Genomic DNA, 21,287 nt, shown 5'->3' with positions numbered 1-21,287 from the left:
GGGCTGTGCGGGTTTTTCAGGCTGTCAGGCAAAGAAAAGCCCCGGCGCCTGAGGCGACCGGGGCTGAGAACGCGCGCTTACTTACGCAGGCTAAGTAGGGCGCCGACAAAAATCCCGACCGCCGCGACCGTTCCCAGCGTACAAAGTGGTTTTTCACGTACGAAGGTGGTGGCGCAGCTGGCCATGTCGCAGGCCGCCTGAGTGGTACGTGAGCGGCCATTCATCCTTGCCCGCGTTTCACGCAGCAGAGACTGAGCCTTACGTTTCGCGGCATCTGCTTCGTCCTTCGCGTCAGAGCCCCAGGATTTCAATACGGCTTCCAGCGTGTCCGCTAATTGGCTGACATCGTTACGAATATCCTGTGTGTCGTCATTAATATCGTTTCGGTTCGGTCTGTTAAACATACGATCCTCCATAATTTGTGTTCCCGTTTAGTTTAGTCCAGAAATGTAATATCTGAAGCGAGTCACGGCTTATCGGGCAGTTTATGGAATATTCTGAAAGCCCTGCTAATGCTGAATACTGTAAGGTTGCCGGGCAGGAATGATAATGAGGAAAAGATATGTATTTACGACCCGATGAGGTGGCGCGCGTTCTTGAAAAAGAAGGGTTCACTATGGATGAGGTAACATCAAAAGCGTACGGATATCGCCGTGGTGAGAATTATGTTTACGTCAACCGTGAAGCAAGAATGGGGCGTACTGCTCTCATTATTCACCCGACACTCAAAGACAGAAGCCTGTCATTTGCTGAGCCCGCCTCGGATATTAAAACCTGCGATCATTATCAGCAATTTCCGCTCTATTTAGGCGGCGAGACGCATGAACATTATGGTATTCCGCACGGTTTCAGCTCGCGTATGGCGCTGGAGCGGTTCCTGAAAGGGCTGTTTGGCGACGTACAATAACTCTGCGACTGGCCTGAGCCAGTCGCCTTACCTTACGCTTTTGCCTGGCTATAAGGGCTGACTTTAAACAGGCGGCGGCAGTAGTCAAGAAAGTAACCGTACACCGCACCCATCAGCATGGATACCACGATATTTGAACTTACCGCAGCGGCGATTTGATGCCAGTCTGCGCCCACCGTCAGCAAAATAACCACATACACCGGGGACTGGAACGTTACGTAAGCCAGCACGTCCGCCAGGTTTTTTACCCAACCCGCCGGGCTAATACGCCGGGCTAAACGCATCACTGCATCGCGATACAGGCCGTACGGCCAGGCAATCATGATATTCACCGGAATGGCCACCAGGCGCGACGAGAGGGATTGCTCAAAGGACATTCCCGACAGGAAAATTTCAATCAGCATATTCACGACGGAACAGTAAACGACCATCGCGAACGTATCCGCTACCGCATGGCGCAGGCGAGACTGCGGTGAGAACATGTCTGAACTCCTCGAACAGGACAAAAAAGTGGCGTTTTACCTGCGGCCCTTAGTGCTTTAGGTTGGTTTGTTATGAGTGTATAGCGTATCTCTCTGGCTTTTAACTAACAAGTAGTGATTAATTTTTATTTACTGGCGCTTTAGCCATAAAATTCTCTAAAGTTGTGCATTTTTTGCGCGCTTCGTTATTTTCTCTCCTTGTCCATATTTTATTAAAATAAATCAATGGATTAGTTTATCAGTGCGCGTGTAAAACCTCTGTTGTGTGGGAGAGTGGAGGCGGTTTTTTGAACTGTTTTAAACAGGGGTTTTTGGCCTGGGGAAGGGCGGTATATTACGCATTAAAACAGACATATATTTCGGGGTTATATTAACGGGATATTCTAAAACATTTACAATAATGTCAAAACGTCAGGGTGGGTAGATATCAGAACAAAAATCAATTATTCTGTTGCTTGATTTATGTTATACACACGAAGAAAGGTTTTTCATTATTATGGCTTTAACGTTACAGAATCTTAATAATATTCGTACCCTCCGGGCGCTGGCACGTGAATTATCCATGGATGTTCTGGAAGAAGTGCTGGAAAAATTCCGGATTGTCACTGAAGAAAAACGCAGCGAGCAGGCTGAATTAGAGCGTCAACGCGCTGAACAGCAGGATAAAATTAATGCTCTGCTGGAACTGATGAAAGCTGACGGTATTTCTCCGAGCGATCTGTTAGGCAGTGATCTGGCGCAGGCGGGTCAGCCGACGAAAAAACGTAAAGCGCGTGCGGCGAAATATCGTTTTATTGACGCGAACGGTGAAGAAAAAACCTGGACTGGCCAGGGGCGTACGCCAAAGCCAATTGCAACCGCACTGGCAAACGGTAAATCGCTGGACGATTTCCTGATCTGATGATTATTCGGGCGGTGTATTCCGCCCGTTTATTGACTTAGCAGACGCCAAAGTCACCTTCTTCGGAGTACAGAACCACATCCGCCGCTTTCAGGTGATATTTCTCGCCCTGCTCATTGCTGGCCTGCACAGCCACAATGCTTTCACCATTCACTTCGAGCACTTTCAGTTTCGGACCGCCCTGACGCGGTTGGACATAATCACCGACAGAAAACATAGCACCTCCTCATCATTGTCATGATCTTCACCATAGCCCACGTCCGGGGGCGGGGTACAGCCTAATCTTTCAGATACTCCTTATCAGGTACGTCGGTTCCACGGCATCACTTTCAGCAATCAGCGCGTTTGCCTGCTGCGGCGAAATAAGAGAAAGAGACATTGCGTTTCCTTAAGGTCAATTTCAGAACAGTAGAGCATTTAAGGCGGGGGTTTAAGCCAGTGTAAAGAGGGTAAAGGCAGGTAAAAGCGCGAGAGACGCATGGCAGTTAACCGTAAACTGGCTACGCTTAGAGAAGTGTCTTTTATAATTTTCAATTGGTTAGCTTGCACGGAGTTTTTTATGGGTTTTTGGCGCGTTGTTTTTACGATTATTCTCCCGCCGCTGGGCGTGCTGCTTGGCAAGGGGCTGGGCTGGGCGTTTATTCTGAATATCCTTCTGACCATCCTGGGCTACTTCCCCGGTCTTATCCACGCGTTTTGGGTTCAGACGAAGAGCTAGGTACGCCACAGTAAGTCACTGTAGATCCGGGTCAGCACGCCTTCCGGGCCAAACTGCTGTTTGATCCAGCGCGTGACCTGACCGGTCGCCGCATGCTGCGTGGCGAGCAGCATGCGCGAATCCTGACGTGGATTATTGATCCGCCGCGTTACCAGCAGCCCTTCCTCCACCGCCTCACGCGTCATATATTCCGGTAAAAAGCCAATACCTTCCCCCAGGATCTGACACTGGCATTTCGTGTTGAAGTCCGGCACCAGAATCGCCTCCTGACCGTGAAGCAGCCAGCCCACCTTCTTGTTGATGGTATGCGCGGTGTCCTCGACCATGATATTGGGATACAGACGCAGCTGACTTTCGGAAATGGGCTCCGGGGCGAACGCCAGCGGATGCGTGGGCGCGATGGCAAATACCCAGCGGATCGCCCCTATCTCGGTGTAATCAATGCCGCCGCCGTCCAGCAGCGTATCCGGCGCGCCAATGGCGATATTGGCCTGATTATTAATGATGGAATCCCAGACGCCGTTATACACCTCGGTCGTCACTGTGATCTGGCAGGTGGGAAACTGTTTTTTCAGCACCTGGAGCAAACGCGCGGTATGGCGTGGCGTATACAAAAGCTGGTTTATGCAGATGCGCACCCGCGTCTCAATGCCCTGAGAAATGGTATCAATCCCGCGCTTGATGGCATGAAAGTCATTCAGCAGGTCGGTCGCTTTACGATAAAAATAAAAACCGGATTCGGTCAGCTCAATGCTGCGCGTGTTGCGTACAAACAGCACCACGTCCAGTCCGGTCTCCATGCGTTTGATGGTGTAACTGATGGCGGAGGTGGTTACGCCCAGCTCGGCAGCCGCTTTGCTAAAACTGCCAAAACGTGCCGCGGTGGTGAAGGCCAGCAAATTCTCTTCGGTAAAGATGGAATTCATATTATGGCTCCTGGTGACCATCAGTTTTGAACATATTTTAACAGCGGCGTTACATCATAGTTGATGTCGATCACAGTTCTGGATTTTTACGTAGAACCGCGCTGTGTAAGGCTTTTTCAGCCATAAGGATAATGCAGCCTGAAGCGCGTAAAAGCGGTAAAACATAAGAAAAAGGTTGCACAGACGCACATTTCTCCCGGACCGTTGAATTTAACTCAACAATGAATTGCGTGTCGATGAATCATTTTTAAGCGGATTCTTTTATGACCAGGCTGTTGCTATTCTCAGGTCATCAGAAGTGAAACATAGGGAGTCTGAATATGTCTGCAACTGCACTGGTTACAGAATTTCTGCTGGCGGCAGAAGAGGGCAATATCGACGCGCTAAAAGCCTGCCTGGAGAAAGGCGTGGATATTAACGCGACCAACCGCCAGAAAAGAACCGCCATTATTATTGCCAGCCTGAAAAAGCATTACGCCTGTGTGGAGTTTTTAATTGCCGCCGGGGCGGATATCGATAAACAGGACCAGACCTGTTTTAACCCCTTCCTGATCGGCTGCCTGACCAATGATTTAACCCTGCTGCGCATTGTCCTTCCGGCAAATCCGGATCTCGATCGTCTGACGCGCTTTGGCGGCGTGGGCATTACCCCTGCCAGTGAAAAAGGGCACGTTGAAATCGTGCGTGAGCTGCTGGAAAAAACCGACATCAACGTCAACCACACCAATTTTGTCGGCTGGACGCCGCTGCTGGAGGCCATCGTATTAAACGACGGCGGCGCAAAGCAGCAGGAAATTGTGAAGCTGCTGCTCGATCACGGCGCGAACCCGCACATGACCGATAAATACGGCAAAACCCCGCTCGAACTGGCGCGGGAAAAAGGCTTCAACGCGATCGCAGACCTGCTGCTGGCGGCAGGCGCATAGTGCATTCGGTCAGCCTTCCCCTGGCTGGCCGTTAATCAATAAACGCATTGTTACCGACGTGCATTTAGCACGACGGCGGCCCCCTTTTATCTTAAACAGGTGAAAATAATGCCAACCAAAATCGTCATAAAAAAGAATACGTATTTCGATTCGGTTTCCTTAATGTCGGTTTCCACCAAAGCCAATAAATTGCCGGGCGTCGAGCAGGCGTTTGTGGCGATGGCGACGGAAATGAACAAAGGGGTATTAAAAAACCTCGGGCTATTAACGCCGGAATTAACGGACGCGAAAAACGGCGACCTGATGATCGTTATTAAAGGCGACGCGGCGAATGAGGAAACCCTCGCCGCCATTGAAGCGTTATTCACGCGTAAAGAGCGCACTGGCTCCCATGAAGCACGCTACGCGACGATTGCCAGCGCCAAAACCCATCGTCCGGACAGCAACCTTGCGGTGATTTCCGTCAACGGCACCTTCGCCGCACGGGAAGCGCGCCAGGCGCTGGAAAACGATCTTAACGTGATGCTGTTCTCCGATAACGTATCGCTCGACGACGAGCTGGCGCTGAAGCAGCTGGCGCATGAAAAGGGTCTGCTGATGATGGGGCCAGACTGCGGCACCGCCATTATCAACGGCGCGGGGCTGTGCTTCGCCAATGCGGTGCGTCGCGGGCAGATTGGCATCGTTGGTGCCTCCGGCACCGGCAGCCAGGAGCTGAGCGTGCGCATTCACGAGTTCGGCGGCGGCGTGTCGCAGCTGATTGGCACCGGCGGACGCGATCTCAGCGAGAAGATCGGCGGCCTGATGATGCTCGATGCCATCGACATGCTGGAGGTGGACGACGCGACCCGGGTGATAGCGCTCATCTCCAAACCGCCTGCACCCGCGGTGGCTGAGAAAGTACTGGCCCGGGCACGCGCCTGCCGCAAGCCTGTGGTTGTGTGCTTCCTGGGCCGCAACGAACCGCCTGCCGATGAAGACCGTTTACAGTTTGCTCGTGGCACCAAAGAGGCGGCCCTGAAAGCGGTGCTGCTTACCGGCATTAAAAAAGACACCCTGGATTTACATCCGCTCAACTGGCCGCTAATCGAAGAGGTACGCGCCCGCCTGACGCCGCAGCAGAAGTACATTCGCGGCCTGTTCTGCGGCGGCACCCTGTGCGACGAAGCGATGTTTGCCGCGCTGGAGAAGTTTGACGATGTTTACAGCAACATCCAGCCGGACCCGGCCAGGCGTCTGAAAGATATCAGCGTCAGCCAGACCCACACCTTCCTTGATTTCGGTGACGATGACTTCACCAACGGCAAGCCACACCCGATGATCGACCCGACCAACCGCATCAGCCGCCTGCTACAGGAGGCGCGCGATCCGCAGGTGGGGGTGATCGTGATGGATTTCGTGCTCGGCTTTGGCGCGCATGACGATCCGGTGGGGGTGATGATCGAGGCGATCAAAGAGGCACAGGCGATCGCGAAAGCCGACAACCGTCCGCTGGAAATTCTCGGCTACGTGCTCGGCACCGATCAGGATCCGCAGTCGTTGGCGCAGCAGTGCCAGCTGCTGACTGACGCAGGCGTCATCTGGGCCAGCAGCAGCACCAATACCGGATTACTGGCACGCGAATTTGTCTGCAAAGGGGAGAGAGCATAATGACGACCTTATTCAACCAGCCGCTGAACGTGATTAACGTCGGGATTGCGATGTTCAGCGACGACCTCAAAAAACAGCACGTTCCCGTGACCCATCTCGACTGGACGCCGCCGGGGCAGGGCAATATGCAGGTGGTGGACGCGCTGGATCGGCTGGCGGAAAAACCGCTGGCGGAGAAAATTGCCGCCGCGAACAAAATTGCCCTTGAGCGGATTATTCAGTCCCATCCGGTGCTGGTGGGCTATGACCAGGCCATCAACGTGGTGCCGGGCATGACCCGCACGACCATTCTGCACGCCGGTCCGCCTGTTACCTGGGAGAACATGTGCGGGGCAATGAAGGGTGCGGTCACCGGGGCGCTGGTGTTTGAAGGGCTGGCGAAAGATCTGGACGATGCGGCAAGGATCGCCGCCTCCGGAGATATTACGTTCTCGCCTTGCCACGAGCATGACTGCGTGGGCTCGATGGCGGGCGTCACCTCCGCGTCGATGTTTATGCACATCGTTGAGAACAAAACCTACGGCAACCGCGCCTTCACCAACCTCAGCGAGCAGATGGCGAAGATCCTGCGCATGGGGGCTAACGACCAGAGCGTGATCGAGCGCCTGAACTGGATGCGCAACGTGCTCGGCCCGATGCTGCGCGACGCGATGAAGATTATCGGCGAAATCGACCTGCGCCTGATGCTGGCCCAGGCGCTGCACATGGGCGACGAGTGCCACAACCGCAACAACGCGGGCACCACGCTGCTTATTCAGGCGCTGACGCCGGGGCTGATCCAGGCGGGCTATCCGGTGGCGCAGCAGCGTGAAGTGTTCGAGTTTGTCGCCAGCAGCGACTACTTCTCCGGTCCGACGTGGATGGCGATGTGTAAGGCCGCGCTGGATGCCGCTCACGGCATTGAGTACAGCACCGTCGTCACCACCATGGCGCGCAACGGCTACGAGTTCGGCCTGCGCGTTTCCGGCCTGCCGGGGCAGTGGTTCACCGGCCCGGCGCAGCAGGTGATCGGCCCGATGTTCGCGGGCTATAAGCCGGAAGACTCCGGGCTGGATATCGGCGACAGCGCGATTACCGAAACCTACGGCATCGGCGGCTTTGCAATGGCGACGGCCCCGGCCATCGTTGCGCTGGTGGGCGGCACGGTGGAGGAAGCCATCGATTTTTCTCGCCAGATGCGCGAAATCACCCTCGGCGAAAACCCGAACGTCACCATTCCGCTGCTGTCGTTTATGGGCATCCCGACCGCCATCGACATCATGAAGGTCGCGGGCAGCGGCATTCTGCCGGTCATTAATACCGCCATTGCCCACAAGGACGCCGGGATCGGCATGATTGGGGCGGGCATTGTTCACCCGCCGTTTAGCTGTTTTGAAAAGGCGCTGTTAACCTTCCGCGATCGCTACGTTCTATAAGGTATGCATCCATGAAAAACATGAAACTGGAGTGGAAAAGAGGTGACTGGGCAGCTTATTTCGGGTTGATGACCAACAACCTGACCAATTTGCTGACCATGATGGGGCTGCTCATTTTTGTCGTCGGCATCCCGAAGGAGATTGTTTATGGACGCATCGCGCCAGCCTTCGGGCTGGCGGTGCTGGTGGCGAGTCTTTGCTATACGTGGTTTGGCCTGCAAATGGCGCGCGCCACCGGACGAACGGACGTCACCGCGCTGCCGTCCGGCCCAAGCGCGCCGTCGATTTTTACCGTGACCTTCCTGGTCTTAATGCCGGTTTACCAGCAAACCGGCGATGCGGATTTCGCGATTCAGATTGGCCTGGTGTGGTGCTTTGTGGAAGCGATGATCCTCGCGGGCGGTTCCTTCCTGGGGGAAACCATCCGCAAGATGATCCCGCGTACCGTGCTGCTGTCGTGCCTGTCCGGTCTTGGCCTGCTGCTGCTGGCGATGAACCCGATGTTGCAGGCGTTCGAAGCGCCGACCGTGTCGTTTATCGTCCTGCTGCTGATCTTCATTAACTGGTTCGGTAAAAAGCCGATTTTCGCCCGTATCCCGACCGGCCTGCTGCTGTTAATTGCCGGTACTCTGCTTGCGTGGATCTCCGGCCTGCAAAGCCCGGATGCCATTAAAGCGTCCATGTCATCCTTCGGCTTTAACCCGCCGGAAGTGCACGTGGACAGCTTTATGCAGGGGCTGCCGCACGCGCTGCCGTATCTGGCGTCCGCCGTACCGCTGGGGCTGGCGAACTACATCTTTGACCTGGAGAACATCGAAAGCGCCCATGCGGCAGGGGATGAATACCCGACCCGCAAGGTAATGCTGGCGAACGGTCTGGCCTCGATGCTCGGCTGCCTGATGGGCAATCCGTTCCCGGTCACGGTCTACGTCGGCCATCCGGGCTGGAAAGCGATGGGCGCCAGCATCGGCTACACCCTGGCGTCCGGTGTGACCATGTTCATCGTGCCGCTGTTCGGGCTTGGGGCGTTTATGCTCGCCATCATACCGATGACCGCTATCGTGCCGATTCTGGTGTTTATCGGCGTCGTCACCGCCAACCAGGTGGTGAGGGAGACCCCGAAAGTGGAGGTGCCCGTTATCTTCATCTGCCTGTTCCCGTGGATCGCCAACTGGGCGCTGACCATGATGAACAGCGTGATGAGCGCGGCGGGGACCAGCGCGGCGAAAATCGGCACCGACGTGCTGCACAGCAAGGGGATCTACTACGAAGGCCTGATGCATCTCGGCAACGGCGCGCCGCTCGCCAGCATGCTCTGGGGCTGTATCGCCATCTTCGCCATTATCAACAAACCGCTGCGTGGGGCCGTCGCGGCGGCCGGTGGAGCGCTGCTGGCGCTGTTTGGGGTGATCCACGCGCCGGTGGTGGGCTTTGCCGAGGGCAGTTCCCTGATGTTCGTCACGGCCTACCTGATGATGGGCGGGATGTTTGTGGTGAAGCATGTGCTGGATACCTCTGTTAATCCCCCTCTCCCTGTGGGAGAGGGCCGGGATGAGGGCACCAGAACGCACCTTCTAAAGGAAACAAAATGAAAGAGCTTATGGTCGTCGCCATCGGCGGCAACAGCATTATCAAAGACAACGCCAGCCAGTCGATTGAGCATCAGGCGCAGGCGGTCAAAGCGGTGGCAGAGTCGGTGCTCGAAATGCTGGCCTCGGACTATGACATCGTGCTCACCCACGGCAATGGCCCCCAGGTGGGGCTGGATCTGCGCCGCGCCGAAATCGCCCACGAGCGGGAAGGGCTGCCGCTGACCCCGCTGGCAAACTGCGTGGCGGATACCCAGGGCGGGATCGGCTACCTGATCCAGCAGGCGCTCAACAACCGCCTGGCGGCGCGCGGGGAACAAAAAGCGGTCACGGTCGTCACCCAGGTGGAGGTGGATAAAAACGATCCTGGCTTTACGCACCCGACGAAACCCATCGGCGCGTTCTTCAGCGAGGCGCAGCGCGACGAAATGCAACTTGCGCACCCGGACTGGCATTTTGTTGAGGATTCAGGCCGGGGCTATCGCCGCGTGGTGGCTTCACCGCAGCCGCGGCGCATCGTTGAGTCGGATGCCATCAAGGCGCTGACGCAGAAAGGATTTGTGGTGATCGGCGCGGGCGGCGGAGGCATTCCTGTGGTGCGCAGTGAACAGGGCGATTACCAGAGCGTGGACGCGGTGATAGATAAAGATCTCTCCACCGCGCTGCTGGCGCGCGAGATCCGCGCCGACGTGCTGGTGATCACCACCGGCGTGGAGAAAGTGTGCATCCACTTCGGCAAGCCGAATCAACAGGCGCTGAGCACGGTGAACGTGGCGCAGATGACGCGCTACATGGAAGAAGGGCATTTTCCGGCGGGCAGCATGTTGCCGAAAATCGTCGCCTCGCTGGAATTTTTACGCCATGGCGGCAGGAGGGTAATCATTACCTCGCCGGACTGCCTGCCCGCGGCGCTGCGCGGTGAAACGGGTACCCACATTATTAATGAAGGAAGATAAGATGAGTGAGAATAAAAGCCGCCGCGAGTTTATCAGCCAGAGCGGCAAAATGGTTACCGCCTGCGCGCTGTTTGGCGCCACGGGTTCCGTCGCGTATGCTGCCGATTCAGCAAAGGCAACCTGCGAGACGGGTAAACCGATGAACATCACCGCAAAACATTACTATCTCGACAACGTGCTGCTGGAAGCCGGGTTTAACTTCGACGGCAGCGTGGCGACAAGTACCCGCACCGAGCTGAAAACGCTGGAAATCAAAGACGGGAAAATCGTCGCCCTGCGCGACAACAACAGCCACGCGGACGCGACCCTGCCGCACTTCGACGCGGGCAAAAAGCTGATGCTCCCGGCGATGCGCGACATGCACATCCATCTGGATAAAACCTTCTACGGCGGCCCGTGGCGCTCCCTGAACCGTCCGGCGGGCACCACCATTCAGGACATGATCCGCCTGGAGCAGAAGCTGCTGCCGGAGTTACAGCCCTACACGCAAGAACGCGCCGAAAAGCTGATCGACCTGCTCCAGTCCAAAGGGTCAACCATCGCCCGCAGCCACTGCAACATAGAGCCGGTTTCCGGCCTGAAAAACCTGGAAAATTTGCAGGCGGTACTGGCGCGCCGGGGCGCAGGCTTTGACTGCGAAATCGTTGCCTTCCCGCAGCACGGCCTGCTGCTGTCTCATTCTGAAAAGCTGATGCGCGAGGCGATGCAGGCGGGGGCGCATTACGTGGGCGGGCTGGACCCGACCAACGTCGACGGCGCGATGGAGAAATCCCTCGACACCATGTTCCAGATTGCGCTGGATTATGACAAAGGGGTGGATATCCATCTGCATGAAACCAGCCCGGGGGGCGTGGCGGCGGTGAACTACATGGTACAAACCGTGGAGAAAACGCCGGCGCTGAAGGGGAAGCTGACCATCAGCCACGCCTTCGCCCTGGCGACGCTTAACGAGCAAGAGGTGGATGAGATCGCCACCCGCATGGCGGCACAACAGGTGACCATCGCCTCCACCGTGCCGATTGGCACTCTGCACATGCCGCTGAAGCAGCTGCGTGATAAAGGCGTGTTTGTCATGACCGGTACCGACAGCGTGATCGACCACTGGTCGCCGTACGGTCTGGGGGACATGCTGGAGAAAGCCAACCTCTATGCACAGCTCTATATTCGCCCGAATGAGCAGACGCTTTCGCGCGCGCTGGGCATCGCCACCGGCGACGTGCTGCCGCTAAACGATAAAGGTGAGCGCGTGTGGCCGAAAGCGCAGGATGACGCCAGCTTTGTGCTGGTGGATGCCTCCTGTTCCGCCGAGGCCGTGGCACGCATCTCTCCGCGTACCGCGACGTTCCATAAGGGGAATCTGGTCTGGGGCTCTGTGGGCTAATGTGGTGCCGGGTGGCGCTGCGCTTACCCGGCCTACGGTTCGGAGATTTTGTAGGTCGGGTAAGGCGAAGCCGCCACCCGACAATGCAGTATACTGCTATGCACATTCTTAAAGAGGGATCTGCCATGGCACAAAACATCTACGACAATCCGGCGTTTTTCGAAGGCTACGCTCAGCTTCCGCGCTCGGTGCAGGGGCTGGACGGCGCGCCGGAGTGGCCTGCGCTCAGGGCGATGCTGCCGGATTTAACCGGCAAATCGGTTATCGATCTTGGCTGCGGCTATGGTTGGTTCTGCCGCGCGGCGCGTGAGCTGGGCGCGTCTGACGTCACGGGCGTGGATATCTCCGAAAAGATGCTCGCTCGCGCAGTGGAGCTCACCGCCGATCCACAGATTCACTATCAGCGTAGCGATCTGGAGTCTCTCAAGCTCAACGAGAACAGCCTCGATCTGGTCTATAGCTCGCTGGCGCTGCACTATCTGCCGGAACTGAACACATTATTTGCCCACGTTCAGCGCGCGCTTAAACCCGGCGGTTGCCTGGTCTTCTCTATGGAGCACCCGATTTACACCTGCGCCTCCCGTCAGGGCTGGCTGACGGACAACAGCGGCGAGCGGTTCTGGGGCGTGAACCATTATCAGGACGAAAGCCAGCGCGTCAGCAACTGGCTGGCAGACGGGGTGATTAAATACCACCGTACGCTGGGCACCACGCTTAACGCGCTGATCAAGGCCGGATTAACAATAAGCGAAGTCAATGAGTGGGGACCAACGCAGGCGCAAATTGACGCCTGGCCCGCGCTGGCAGAAGAGGCAGAGCGCCCGATGCTGGTGCTGATCGCCGCCCGTAAGGCTTAATAACCGACTTTATACACCCGCCCGCTCTGCACCCCTTCGACGCTGCGGCGGTAAGCCTGCGCAACGGTCGCGGCGGGAACGCTTTCAAAGCCCGGGAAGAAGCCGTCGTACGCTTCGGCGGATTCGGTCAGCACCGTCGGGCTGATCAGATTAATGCGAATACCGCGCGGCAGTTCACAGGCCGCGGCGCGCACAAACCCTTCCAGCGCGGCGTTAACCGTGGTGGCATTCACGCCCTGGGCAATCGGCTCGTGCGCCACAATCCCGCTTATCAGCGTAATCGAGCCACCTTCGTTCAGGTAGTGCTGGCCGGTCAGCGCCAGACGAACCTGCCCCAGCAGCTTATCCTGCAAACCCTGGTTGAACTCGCCGTCGGTCATGGTTGAGAGCGGGCCGAAGTGCAACCCTCCGCTGGCTGAGACAATCGCATCCACCGGACCGATCTTTTTGAACAGCGCCTGCACGCTCGCCTGCGAGGTGATATCCACCTGATGATCGCCCTGCGTGCGACCCACGCGGATCACCTCGTGGCGACGGCTTAGCTCTTCTGTCACAGCATGACCGACCGTACCGCTGGCACCAATAATGACGATTTTCATAGCAGACTCCTTATGTTGTGAGCCTTCATTCTTTAATAAATAAAAATTCAGATAAACTGGGCTGATGTTAGAAGATTGCTAACCAGAGGTTCGTAATATGGATAAGCTTCGCGGCATGGAGACGTTCATCGCGGTGGTGGAAAGCGGCAGCTTTACCGGCGCGGCGGCCCGGCTGGAGATGTCGGCGGTAATGGTCGGGAAGTATATTGCGCAGCTGGAATCGCAGCTCGGTACGCGGCTGCTGGAGCGCAACACCCGTCGCCAGAGCCTGACGGATGCCGGACGCGTTTATTTCGAAGAGGCCAGGCGCGTGCTGGAGCAGGTCTCGATTGCTGAAAACGCGGTTGAGCGTCTGCGAACCACGCCCGCCGGCACCCTGCGCGTGACGGCGCCTACCTCGTTTGGCGGCTGCGTTATCGCGCCTCTGACGGCCACGTTTTTGCAGCGTTACCCGGAAGTGCGCATCGAACTGGATCTCACCAACCGAATGGTGGATCTGGTAGAGGAAGGGGTCGATCTGGCCATTCGTATCGGTGAGATCCGTAATGAGGATCTGGTGGCGAAATATCTGTGTCCCTACAACATGGTGATCTGCGCCGCGCCGGATTATCTGGCGCGTCACGGTACGCCGCAAACGCCAGCCGATCTGGTGGATCACCTGTGCCTGTCGCACACGGTCTGGACGGCGCGTAACGAGTGGCGGCTGCCGGGAGTGGAAGGCGAAGTGCGCTGGAAGCGTGATGCCGTCTTACGATGCAATGACGGCTACGGCTTACGCATGGCGGCGCGAGCCGGGGCGGGACTCCTGCTGCAACCGGAAGTGCTGGTGGCGGAAGAGCTGGCGAGCGGCAGGCTGGTTCGGGTTCTGGAATCGTTTACGCCCGCGCCGAGGCCGGTGCATTTACTGTGGCGTCAGGATTTGCGGCCGCTGCCTAAGCTAACGGAATTTATTGCCCATATTCTGCTAAGATTGGGCACAATATAAAAAAAGAAGGTAAGTAAAGAATGTCTGCAAACAAACTCGCCAGCAGCGCGCAGGGCCTGCAATCCTCTGCCATCCGTGAATTATTAAAACATAGCAAAATGGCAGGCGTGATTTCGCTGGGTGGCGGTATTCCAAATCCGGACCTGTTCGATCATGAGGGTTTAAAAATCGCTGCTGATGCCGTGCTGTCTCAGCATTTTGGCGAAGCGTTCCAGTATGGCCTGACGGAAGGCGTCCCGGGGCTGCGCGAAGAGATCCAACGCATCTGTGAAGGTCGCGGCATCGCCTGTAAAGCCGATGACGTGGTCATTACTTCCGGCTCGCAACAATCGCTTGACGTGCTGGCGCGGGCGTTAATTAACCCGGGCGATACGGTCGTCGTGGAGCGGCCTACCTACCTCGCCGCGTTGCAGGTCTTTGGCCTGGCGCAGGCGAATTTTGAATCCGTCGGCACCGACGGTGACGGCATGAAAGTGGATGAACTTGAAGCGCTGGTAGCCACCAAAACCATCAAAGCGGTTTATATCGTGCCAACCTTTGGTAACCCGGGCGGCGTGACGCTCTCCGAAGCGCGTCGTAAACAGCTGGTGGAATTATCGAAGCGCTATGACTTCGTGATTATCGAAGACGACCCGTACAGCGAGATCAACTACACCGACGAAGCGTTCCGCCCGCTGATTGCTCATGCCAAAGATATCGGCAATGAGGATAACGTGGTGTACACCTCCACCTTCTCTAAAATCCTCGCGCCGGGCACCCGCGTGGGCTGGGTGCTGGTGCCGGAGTGGCTGAAGCGCGCGGTGGTGAACCTCAAGCAAACCACCGATCTGCACACCAGCACGCTGTCGCAGCTGATGACGTACGAGTATCTGAAAACCGGTCGTCTGGCGAATCAGATTAAAATGATCCGCGAAGCCTATCGCCAGAAATACCAGACGTTCGCAACGGAACTGGAAGCCGAGCTGGGCGACGTGATGTCGTTCCACAAGCCAAAGGGCGGCATGTTCCTGTGGGCGAAAATGAACAACGGCATCAATACGACGAAATGGCTGGAAAAAACGTTGAGCAACGGCGTCGTGTTTGTGCCGGGTGAGTTCTTCTACTGCAACGAGCCGGACCATACCACGCTGCGCATGTCTTTCGTTACCCCAACGGATGAGCAGCTTAAAGAAGCGGTTCGACGCCTCAAAATTTCCCTGTAACGGGATGCGCATAATGGCAGATGCCGTTATGCGCTGTTCCCGTGCAGGGTAACGTCTGGCTTGCCAAGTTTTCGCTTCGCCATGACTTCCGCAACGGTTTTTATCCGGCTTAACTCCTCCTGCGTGCGGGAGTTAGATTGCGCTTCCCAGATATCAACGTTTAGCTGTAAGTTCAGCCAAAATTCAATAGTGGTATTAAAGGCTTTTGCCAGTTTGATCGCCATATCGGCAGTAAGTTTGCGATTGTTATTGACCAATGCGCTTACGGTATTGCGGTGTACATTTAGCATCTCTGCCAGATCGTTGATTTTCAGATTGAGCGGTTCAAGATACTCATACTGCAACACCTCGCCCGGCGTGGTGGGTTTGCGGAGTGCCTGTTGAAGTGTCATAGGTGATGCCTCACTTGTGTTGCGTGTACTTGTGTGGAGAGAGATAGAGATCGTCTGCTTTTCCCGCTGACCAGCGAAATACAAGCCTGTATTGTCTGTTTACCCGGATAGAGGAATATCCCTTCAACGGAGGACTCAATGCTTCATACATATTGCCCGGTGGCGATCGTAAATCCAGGTGCGACATGGCCGCATTGATGATGTCGAGCTTTCTTGCAAGCGCTGTTTCCAGATTCAAAGGAATAACATTGCTCGATCTCCCGTAGAGAAAAAAATCCTCAAGCCATTGATCCCGATAATGATTAATCATAATGCTGGTAAGCTCCAGTCCTTGAAGCTGAGTGGATAGTAATGCACTCCCGCACTGTGCGCAAGTGCGTTTTGTCTGCGAGTAATATTACCCTGGTCATGGCTGAAGGGAAGTGTGATGCATGACTAAAGGTTAATTCTTCGAGGCGGATTCCACGTCTTGCGTGCGGATTAATGCCCGGCGGCGCTGCGCTTGCGCGGGCCTGCGAGAATGTAGGCCGGGTAAGGCGCAGCCGCCACCCGGCGTTTGACTACCGCTCCCTCAGCGCCTCCTTCGCCCGGTTAAACGGTTTGATCATATAATCCAGCACCGTTTTCTCCCCGGTCTTGATATCCACCGTCGCTATCATCCCCGGCACGATCGAGAAGTGCCTGCCCGCCTTATTCACCAGATAATCCTGGCTGGTACGGATAAACACCCGGTAATAGAACACCTCCGGCTTCGCTTCGTCCTGAATAGTGTCCGGCGAAATGGTCTCCACCACCCCGTGTAGCCCACCGTAAATCGCGTAATCGTAGGCGGTGATTTTCACCAGCGCCTCCTGATTAGGGTGGATAAAGGCGATATCCCGCGGCGAGAGGCGGGTTTCAATCAGCAGGTGGTCGTCCACCGGCACAATTTCCATCAGCTCACCGTTGGGCGGGATCACACCGCCAATCGTTGTCACTTTGATGTTTTTCACGATCCCGCGCACCGGAGACTTCACCGTCAGACGGGTAACGGAATCCTCGCGGCCTTTCAGGATCGCTGACACCATATCCACCTCGGCGTTGGCCTTCGACAGCGCTTCACGGGCCTGCACGTAATACTGGGAACGCACGTCGGTGAGCTTCAGCTCCAGGTCGCTTTTCTGCCGTTGCAGGCGCAGCACTTCCACGTGGCTGGCGGCCCCGGTTTTCACCAGCCGCTGGGTTATCGCCAGCTCTTTGTTCGCGAGATCTAACGCGGCGCGCAACTCCCGCTGGGTATCCTCAAGCTGGGCGCGGCGCGAGTTGTAGAGCCGCGTTTCAGCGGCGGTCAGGTCGGTCCATTTCGCCAGGGACGGCGGGAATTTAAGCGGCAGATCGTTCACCTCGGCATACAGACGCGCGCTGGAGGCCAGCGATGCCCGGTAACGCGCCGCGCTTTCGCCGACGTTGGATTCCGAGCGGGTAGGATCCAGCCGCGCCAGCACCTGTCCGGCCTGCACCTGATCCCCTTCGTGCACGTTCAGCTCGGTGAGGATGCCCCCATCCAGCGACTGCAAAACCTGCTCGCGTGAGCTGGGGATCACTTTCCCGGTACCGGTTGAGACTTCGTCCAGCACCCCGAACCACGCCCAGACGCCAAGCACCACAAACATCAGCAGGGAGAAGAAAACAATGCGCCGGGCACCGGTATAACCGCTTTCGGAGTCGAGCGCGTTATCCAGATCTTCTACTGCGGCAACGTCACGCTGACTGATTTTCATTTTTCCACTCCCGTCCGGTTGCCTGCTGCTGTTGCTGCATTCGGCTGTTGTTCAGCGCCTGGGCTTTTGGCGCGTCCATCACCAGCATGCCATCTTTGAGTACCACCACGCGCTCCACCAGCTCCAGCACCGGCACGCGGTGGGTCGCGACAATCAGCGTGCGGTTGCCAAGCCACGCTCCGAGGCGCTGAATAAATTCCCGCTCGGTATGCTCATCAAGGGAAGCGGTCGGTTCGTCCATCAGCACGATATTCGGATCGCGCAGCAGCATCCGCGCCAGCAGAACAGACTGCCGCTGCCCGCCGGACAGCCCGACGCCGTTCTCCATAATCGGGTAATCCAGCCCCTTCGGCAGCTTCTGCACAAAGCTGGCCGCGCCGCACATCTCCAGCACCTCGAAGATCTCTTTATCGGTGGCGCGCGGCATGCCGAGCGTGATGTTCTCGCGCAGGGTGCCGTAAAACAGCCGGGCGTTCTGGGTCATAAAGCCAACGTTTCGCCGCACGTCAGCCACGTCCAGATGCGGCAGGCTGAGGTTGTCGAGCCGCAGTTCACCGCCCGCCAGATCCATCCCGCCCGCCATCGCCTGCAACAGGGTTGATTTGCCCGCGCCGTTGCGCCCGAGGATCGCCACTTTCTCGCCCGCTTTGATCTCCAGACGGTTAATGCGCAGCGCCATGCGCGGATCTTCCGGGTGATAGCGAAACTGCGCCTGCTCGAACAGGTAATGTCCGCGCAGCACGTCCTGACGGATCGGCGTCTCTTCGCGCTGATTCTCGGTCGGCAGCTGCATAATGCTGTCCAGCCCCTCTTTGGCCGCCTTCACCTGCTGCCAGCGGGCCAGCACGCCGCACAGCGTCGCCATCGGGGCGATCATCCGTGAGGCGAGCATTGAGGCGGCCACCACTGAACCGGTGGTTAAGGTGCCGTCGATCACCATCGGCGCGCCCACCACGATCACCCCGGCATACACCAGGCTCTGAATGGTCATCCCCCAGCTGATCAGGTTCTGCGTCAGCTCGCGAGTGCGCAGACCGGATTCGGCGGTGATCTGGATATAGCTGTTCCACTGCTGCAAAAAGCGGTTCTCCGCCTGCATCAGCTTGATGTCCTCCAGCCCCTGCACGCTCTCCACCAGCACCGCGTTGCGCAGGGTCGATTCATGCGCCGACTGCTTCGCCAGCTCCGCCAGCTTCTTTTGCAGCAGCAGGCCGGGCAGGACCATGATCACCGCCGCCACCGGGGCGATCCACGCCAGCTGCGGGGCGATGATCGCCAGCACAATCACAAACAGGATAAAAAACGGCAGATCGACGATGGTGGAGATGGTGGAGGAGGTGACCATCTCGCGGATCTGCTCCAGCTCGCGCAGCTGGGAGATAAAGCTGCCGGTGGATCGCGGAATGGCGCTGTGGCGCAGCCGCAGCGCGTGGCCGAACACCCGATCCGAGACGCGCAGATCCGAGCGTTTACCCAGCAGATCCATAATGTGTCCGCGCGCCACGCGCAGCACAAAGCCAAACAGCGTGGCGATCAGCACCCCGATGGTCAGCACATAGAGCGTCGGATAGGACTGGGCGGGGATCACCCGGTCATACACCTGCATGGAAAAGACGATGCCCGAGAGGGAGAGCACGTTAATGAACAGTGCCGCCAGCATTACCCAGCTGTAAGGGCGAAGGTCGCGCATCACCAGCCGGTAGAGCCAGTCCGGGCGGTATTTGGAGATATAGGCATCCACGCGGCTGTCCTTCAGCGCCGCCAGCGGACGCAGGGCGATGACGTGGCGGATGGCAGGCAGCATCGCGCTCATCGACAGGCGGTTGGTGTGCGTGCTGTCGTCGAAAAAGCTGACCTCAAGCGTATCCTCGCCGTCGAAATTGTCGATCACGCCGATTTTACCGTCGTTCAGCTCCACCACCACCGGCAGACGCCAGCTGTTGATGGCGTGCTGATCGGCCGTCAGCAGCTGGAATGTCAGCCCGGCTTCACGGGCGAGCTGCGTCAGCGCGGGCACCATCGGTTTGCCTTTCAGCCACGGCGCGCCGGCGATCAGCGAGCCTGGCGAGCAGGCAACGCGATAGCGCGTCGCCACATAGCCAAACGCCTGCGCCCACTGCTCCAGCGCCTCATCCGTCATATTTTCACCCTGCGGAATATCGCGTTGCTTCATGGCTGGATCTCCACGGTCTGGATGGTGCGGTTTTCAAGATCGAACGCGTGACGCAGGCGCCCGGTGTTGTACAGACAGTTGAGCTGAAGCTGATGCAGCTGTCCGGCGGTTTGCTGTTGGGTAAAGCGCGCCTGATACACCTCCTGCTCGGCGTTGAGCACGTCGAGCAGCGGGCGGGAACCGAGATCGAGATACTGCTGCTGATACAGCTCGCGGGTGCGGGCGCTGAGCGCTTCCTGACGGCCCTGGATCTGAAGCGTGCTCATCAGGCTCATCACCTGGCTGCGCGCTTCCAGCAGTTTTTGCCGCACCTCAAGACGGGTGCGCTGGATGGTGGACTGGGCGGATTCCACCGCGTGTCCGGCGGCGTTACGCCGGGCGGTGAGGCCGCCGCCCTGATAGAGCGGCATCTGCACTTTTACCCACGCGGAGTACTGGGTGCGGTCCCGCGTTTCGTTGCCGGCGTAGCGGTCGTTCAGGTAGTGACGAACTTCCGGCTCCAGCGAAACGGTAGGGGTCATTTGCGCGTTGGCATAGTCGAGATTAGCCTGCGCGACGTTGGCCTGCGCCCAGGCCGCTAATACCGAGGGCACCAGACGATCGTCCGGCTCGGCGATGTCGCAGCTGCGGGCCAGGCTCTGCGGAAAGTCATTGCTGACCGCGTTCAGGCTGTCCCAGCCCAGCAGGCTCATCAGCGTGGCGCGCGAGCTGTCGAGGCTGGCCTGATACTGCATCAGCTGCGCACGCGCCCCTTCGATGCGGGCGTCGGTCTGCACCACGTCAGAGAGTGACGTTGCGCCTTCATCATTACGTTGTTTCGTCAGGGTGCCGATGGAGGACAGGGCATCCAGCTGTTCTTTGGCGGTCTCGACCATCTGCTGCCAGGTCTGCACCTGCACCATGGCGATGGCGGTATCGTGGGCGATGGTGTCGATGCTCACCAGCACGTTGGCCTGCTGCTGGGCGACGCCCGCGTTTTCCGCGCGTACCTGGCTTGCGACTTTGCCGAAGTCGTAAAGCATTTGCGAAAGAGAAAGCACCAGCGAAGGGGTAAAGCCATTATCGTCACCGTCGTGGCTATAACCGTTATCCATGCCGGCGTTAATTTGCGGATAATATTTCGATTTGGCGACGTCCACATTTTCGCTCTGCTGATAAAGTTTGCCGACGGCTTCACTGATGGCCGGATGCCAGGTCACGGCGCGGTTAACCGCTTCATTCAGCTGTAGCGTGCCGGGGGCGGCTTTGCTGGCTACGGGCGCCACGCGACCATTTAAAGAGGGGAGTTCCTGCGTTTCGCTTAATTGTCCGGTATTAATCATCGCCGCAGGGTTTGCCGCGATAGCGGGCACAGATATCAGGCAGCACGAGAGCCACCAGTAAGGCATCTTCTTTCCCATGTCTTGTCCCTAATAAAAAAGTACTGCTTTTTTGTTTATGCCCGGGCGCTGTGCGCGCCCGGGTCATT

General features: G+C 57.4%; 22 protein-coding genes. 12 read left to right on the top strand and 10 right to left on the bottom strand.

The features are described from left to right. Nucleotides 1-77 precede the first annotated feature (77 nt). The gene (locus L379_RS05825) at nt 78-404 is read right to left on the bottom strand and encodes an ElaB/YgaM/YqjD family protein (protein ID WP_017382769.1); all 327 of its coding nucleotides are present in this window, start codon (nt 402-404) and stop codon (nt 78-80) included. A 158-nt stretch (nt 405-562) separates the two neighbouring features. On the opposite strand from L379_RS05825, the gene L379_RS05830 reads away from it, so the two are divergent. Next, nucleotides 563-907, top strand: coding sequence for a DUF2002 family protein (locus tag L379_RS05830; protein ID WP_006811693.1), 345 nt, complete (start codon nt 563-565; stop codon nt 905-907). Nucleotides 908-939: 32 nt separating this feature from the next. Here L379_RS05830 and alaE read toward each other — a convergent pair whose 3' ends face one another. After that, nucleotides 940-1,389, bottom strand: coding sequence for an L-alanine exporter AlaE (gene alaE / locus L379_RS05835; protein ID WP_015571653.1), 450 nt, complete (start codon nt 1,387-1,389; stop codon nt 940-942). A 496-nt stretch (nt 1,390-1,885) separates the two neighbouring features. Here alaE and stpA point away from each other — a divergent pair, with 496 nt between their 5' ends. Then, complete coding sequence (gene stpA / locus L379_RS05840; protein WP_022651717.1) at nt 1,886-2,290, top strand: DNA-binding protein StpA; 405 nt, start codon at nt 1,886-1,888, stop codon at nt 2,288-2,290. A gap of 37 nt (nt 2,291-2,327) precedes the next feature. Here the strand turns inward: stpA and L379_RS05845 are convergent, their stop codons facing one another. Further along, nucleotides 2,328-2,507, bottom strand: coding sequence for a hypothetical protein (locus tag L379_RS05845; protein WP_032654739.1), 180 nt, complete (start codon nt 2,505-2,507; stop codon nt 2,328-2,330). 342 nt (nt 2,508-2,849) lie between these two features. On the opposite strand from L379_RS05845, the gene L379_RS05850 reads away from it, so the two are divergent. After that, complete coding sequence (locus L379_RS05850) at nt 2,850-3,008, top strand: YqaE/Pmp3 family membrane protein (RefSeq protein WP_003862203.1); 159 nt, start codon at nt 2,850-2,852, stop codon at nt 3,006-3,008. Here L379_RS05850 and L379_RS05855 read toward each other — a convergent pair. Next, nucleotides 3,005-3,934, bottom strand: a complete 930-nt coding sequence (locus tag L379_RS05855) for a LysR substrate-binding domain-containing protein (protein WP_023295311.1) — start codon at nt 3,932-3,934, stop codon at nt 3,005-3,007. The two genes, L379_RS05850 and L379_RS05855, sit on opposite strands and share 4 nt — an antisense overlap. Nucleotides 3,935-4,254: 320 nt before the next feature. Here L379_RS05855 and L379_RS05860 point away from each other — a divergent pair, with 320 nt between their 5' ends. From L379_RS05860 to L379_RS05890, 7 genes are all read left to right on the top strand, one after another. Continuing rightward, complete coding sequence (locus L379_RS05860) at nt 4,255-4,860, top strand: ankyrin repeat domain-containing protein (protein WP_015571649.1); 606 nt, start codon at nt 4,255-4,257, stop codon at nt 4,858-4,860. A 108-nt stretch (nt 4,861-4,968) separates the two neighbouring features. After that, complete coding sequence (fdrA, locus tag L379_RS05865; RefSeq protein ID WP_032654738.1) at nt 4,969-6,510, top strand: acyl-CoA synthetase FdrA; 1,542 nt, start codon at nt 4,969-4,971, stop codon at nt 6,508-6,510. Beyond that, entirely contained in the window at nt 6,510-7,925 is a 1,416-nt protein-coding gene (locus L379_RS05870) for a YlbE family protein (RefSeq protein ID WP_032654737.1), read from the top strand. The genes fdrA and L379_RS05870 overlap by 1 nt, the downstream gene beginning before the upstream one ends. A gap of 11 nt (nt 7,926-7,936) precedes the next feature. Beyond that, nucleotides 7,937-9,517 carry a hypothetical protein gene (locus tag L379_RS05875; protein WP_032654735.1) on the top strand — a complete coding sequence of 527 codons (1,581 nt, stop codon included), beginning with the start codon at nt 7,937-7,939 and terminating at the stop codon, nt 9,515-9,517. Then, nucleotides 9,514-10,470, top strand: coding sequence for a carbamate kinase family protein (locus L379_RS05880; RefSeq protein WP_032654733.1), 957 nt, complete (start codon nt 9,514-9,516; stop codon nt 10,468-10,470). The genes L379_RS05875 and L379_RS05880 overlap by 4 nt, the downstream gene beginning before the upstream one ends. 1 nt (nt 10,471) lies before the next feature. Beyond that, complete coding sequence (locus tag L379_RS05885) at nt 10,472-11,851, top strand: amidohydrolase family protein (protein WP_032654730.1); 1,380 nt, start codon at nt 10,472-10,474, stop codon at nt 11,849-11,851. A 125-nt stretch (nt 11,852-11,976) separates the two neighbouring features. Continuing rightward, a complete protein-coding gene (locus L379_RS05890; protein WP_017382760.1) occupies nt 11,977-12,708 on the top strand; it encodes a class I SAM-dependent methyltransferase in 732 nt (243 codons plus the stop codon). On the opposite strand, the gene L379_RS05895 is transcribed toward L379_RS05890, so the two are convergent. Beyond that, entirely contained in the window at nt 12,705-13,307 is a 603-nt protein-coding gene (locus tag L379_RS05895) for a short chain dehydrogenase (RefSeq protein ID WP_032654728.1), read from the bottom strand. The genes L379_RS05890 and L379_RS05895 overlap by 4 nt on opposite strands. A gap of 97 nt (nt 13,308-13,404) precedes the next feature. On the opposite strand from L379_RS05895, the gene L379_RS05900 reads away from it, so the two are divergent. Then, nucleotides 13,405-14,292: a LysR substrate-binding domain-containing protein gene (locus L379_RS05900; protein WP_032654725.1), complete on the top strand. Its 888-nt coding sequence runs from the start codon at nt 13,405-13,407 to the stop codon at nt 14,290-14,292. Nucleotides 14,293-14,312: 20 nt separating this feature from the next. Next, on the top strand, nt 14,313-15,494 hold the full coding sequence (locus tag L379_RS05905; protein ID WP_017382758.1) for an aminotransferase-like domain-containing protein: 1,182 nt from the start codon (nt 14,313-14,315) through the stop codon (nt 15,492-15,494). Between the two features lie 26 nt (nt 15,495-15,520). On the opposite strand, the gene L379_RS05910 is transcribed toward L379_RS05905, so the two are convergent. The 5 genes from L379_RS05910 to L379_RS05925 form a co-directional block, all read right to left on the bottom strand. Further along, nucleotides 15,521-15,886, bottom strand: coding sequence for a HigA family addiction module antitoxin (locus tag L379_RS05910; RefSeq protein ID WP_032654721.1), 366 nt, complete (start codon nt 15,884-15,886; stop codon nt 15,521-15,523). Between the two features lie 10 nt (nt 15,887-15,896). After that, on the bottom strand, nt 15,897-16,196 hold the full coding sequence (locus tag L379_RS0124275) for a type II toxin-antitoxin system RelE/ParE family toxin (RefSeq protein WP_032654718.1): 300 nt from the start codon (nt 16,194-16,196) through the stop codon (nt 15,897-15,899). Nucleotides 16,197-16,446: 250 nt separating this feature from the next. Further along, nucleotides 16,447-17,646 carry a putative HlyD family type I secretion protein gene (locus L379_RS05915; protein ID WP_017382757.1) on the bottom strand — a complete coding sequence of 400 codons (1,200 nt, stop codon included), beginning with the start codon at nt 17,644-17,646 and terminating at the stop codon, nt 16,447-16,449. After that, nucleotides 17,627-19,819 (bottom strand): type I secretion system permease/ATPase, encoded by a 2,193-nt coding sequence (locus L379_RS05920; protein ID WP_032654716.1) that lies wholly within the window; start codon nt 19,817-19,819, stop codon nt 17,627-17,629. Before L379_RS05920 ends, L379_RS05915 begins: the two co-directional genes overlap by 20 nt. Next, complete coding sequence (locus tag L379_RS05925) at nt 19,816-21,219, bottom strand: TolC family outer membrane protein (protein ID WP_023295304.1); 1,404 nt, start codon at nt 21,217-21,219, stop codon at nt 19,816-19,818. Before L379_RS05925 ends, L379_RS05920 begins: the two co-directional genes overlap by 4 nt. Between the last annotated feature and the right edge of the window lie 68 nt (nt 21,220-21,287).

This window comes from Enterobacter sp. MGH 33, from assembly GCF_000534535.1.
In the GTDB taxonomy this organism is placed as follows: Bacteria; Pseudomonadota; Gammaproteobacteria; order Enterobacterales; family Enterobacteriaceae; genus Enterobacter; species Enterobacter hormaechei_C.
This window is presented reverse-complemented; position numbering and strand designations above follow the sequence as displayed.

Excerpts from the sequence above, each read along its gene's own strand:
- L379_RS05825 (WP_017382769.1), bottom strand. The coding sequence starts at position 404 with ATGTTTAACAGACCGAACCGAAACGATATTAATGACGACACACAGGAT.
- L379_RS05830 (WP_006811693.1), top strand. The coding sequence starts at position 563 with ATGTATTTACGACCCGATGAGGTGGCGCGCGTTCTTGAAAAAGAAGGG.
- alaE (WP_015571653.1), bottom strand. The coding sequence starts at position 1,389 with ATGTTCTCACCGCAGTCTCGCCTGCGCCATGCGGTAGCGGATACGTTC.
- stpA (WP_022651717.1), top strand. The coding sequence starts at position 1,886 with ATGGCTTTAACGTTACAGAATCTTAATAATATTCGTACCCTCCGGGCG.
- L379_RS05845 (WP_032654739.1), bottom strand. The coding sequence starts at position 2,507 with ATGTTTTCTGTCGGTGATTATGTCCAACCGCGTCAGGGCGGTCCGAAA.
- L379_RS05850 (WP_003862203.1), top strand. The coding sequence starts at position 2,850 with ATGGGTTTTTGGCGCGTTGTTTTTACGATTATTCTCCCGCCGCTGGGC.
- L379_RS05855 (WP_023295311.1), bottom strand. The coding sequence starts at position 3,934 with ATGAATTCCATCTTTACCGAAGAGAATTTGCTGGCCTTCACCACCGCG.
- L379_RS05860 (WP_015571649.1), top strand. The coding sequence starts at position 4,255 with ATGTCTGCAACTGCACTGGTTACAGAATTTCTGCTGGCGGCAGAAGAG.
- fdrA (WP_032654738.1), top strand. The coding sequence starts at position 4,969 with ATGCCAACCAAAATCGTCATAAAAAAGAATACGTATTTCGATTCGGTT.
- L379_RS05870 (WP_032654737.1), top strand. The coding sequence starts at position 6,510 with ATGACGACCTTATTCAACCAGCCGCTGAACGTGATTAACGTCGGGATT.
- L379_RS05875 (WP_032654735.1), top strand. The coding sequence starts at position 7,937 with ATGAAAAACATGAAACTGGAGTGGAAAAGAGGTGACTGGGCAGCTTAT.
- L379_RS05880 (WP_032654733.1), top strand. The coding sequence starts at position 9,514 with ATGAAAGAGCTTATGGTCGTCGCCATCGGCGGCAACAGCATTATCAAA.
- L379_RS05885 (WP_032654730.1), top strand. The coding sequence starts at position 10,472 with ATGAGTGAGAATAAAAGCCGCCGCGAGTTTATCAGCCAGAGCGGCAAA.
- L379_RS05890 (WP_017382760.1), top strand. The coding sequence starts at position 11,977 with ATGGCACAAAACATCTACGACAATCCGGCGTTTTTCGAAGGCTACGCT.
- L379_RS05895 (WP_032654728.1), bottom strand. The coding sequence starts at position 13,307 with ATGAAAATCGTCATTATTGGTGCCAGCGGTACGGTCGGTCATGCTGTG.
- L379_RS05900 (WP_032654725.1), top strand. The coding sequence starts at position 13,405 with ATGGATAAGCTTCGCGGCATGGAGACGTTCATCGCGGTGGTGGAAAGC.
- L379_RS05905 (WP_017382758.1), top strand. The coding sequence starts at position 14,313 with ATGTCTGCAAACAAACTCGCCAGCAGCGCGCAGGGCCTGCAATCCTCT.
- L379_RS05910 (WP_032654721.1), bottom strand. The coding sequence starts at position 15,886 with ATGACACTTCAACAGGCACTCCGCAAACCCACCACGCCGGGCGAGGTG.
- L379_RS0124275 (WP_032654718.1), bottom strand. The coding sequence starts at position 16,196 with ATGATTAATCATTATCGGGATCAATGGCTTGAGGATTTTTTTCTCTAC.
- L379_RS05915 (WP_017382757.1), bottom strand. The coding sequence starts at position 17,646 with ATGAAAATCAGTCAGCGTGACGTTGCCGCAGTAGAAGATCTGGATAAC.
- L379_RS05920 (WP_032654716.1), bottom strand. The coding sequence starts at position 19,819 with ATGAAGCAACGCGATATTCCGCAGGGTGAAAATATGACGGATGAGGCG.
- L379_RS05925 (WP_023295304.1), bottom strand. The coding sequence starts at position 21,219 with ATGGGAAAGAAGATGCCTTACTGGTGGCTCTCGTGCTGCCTGATATCT.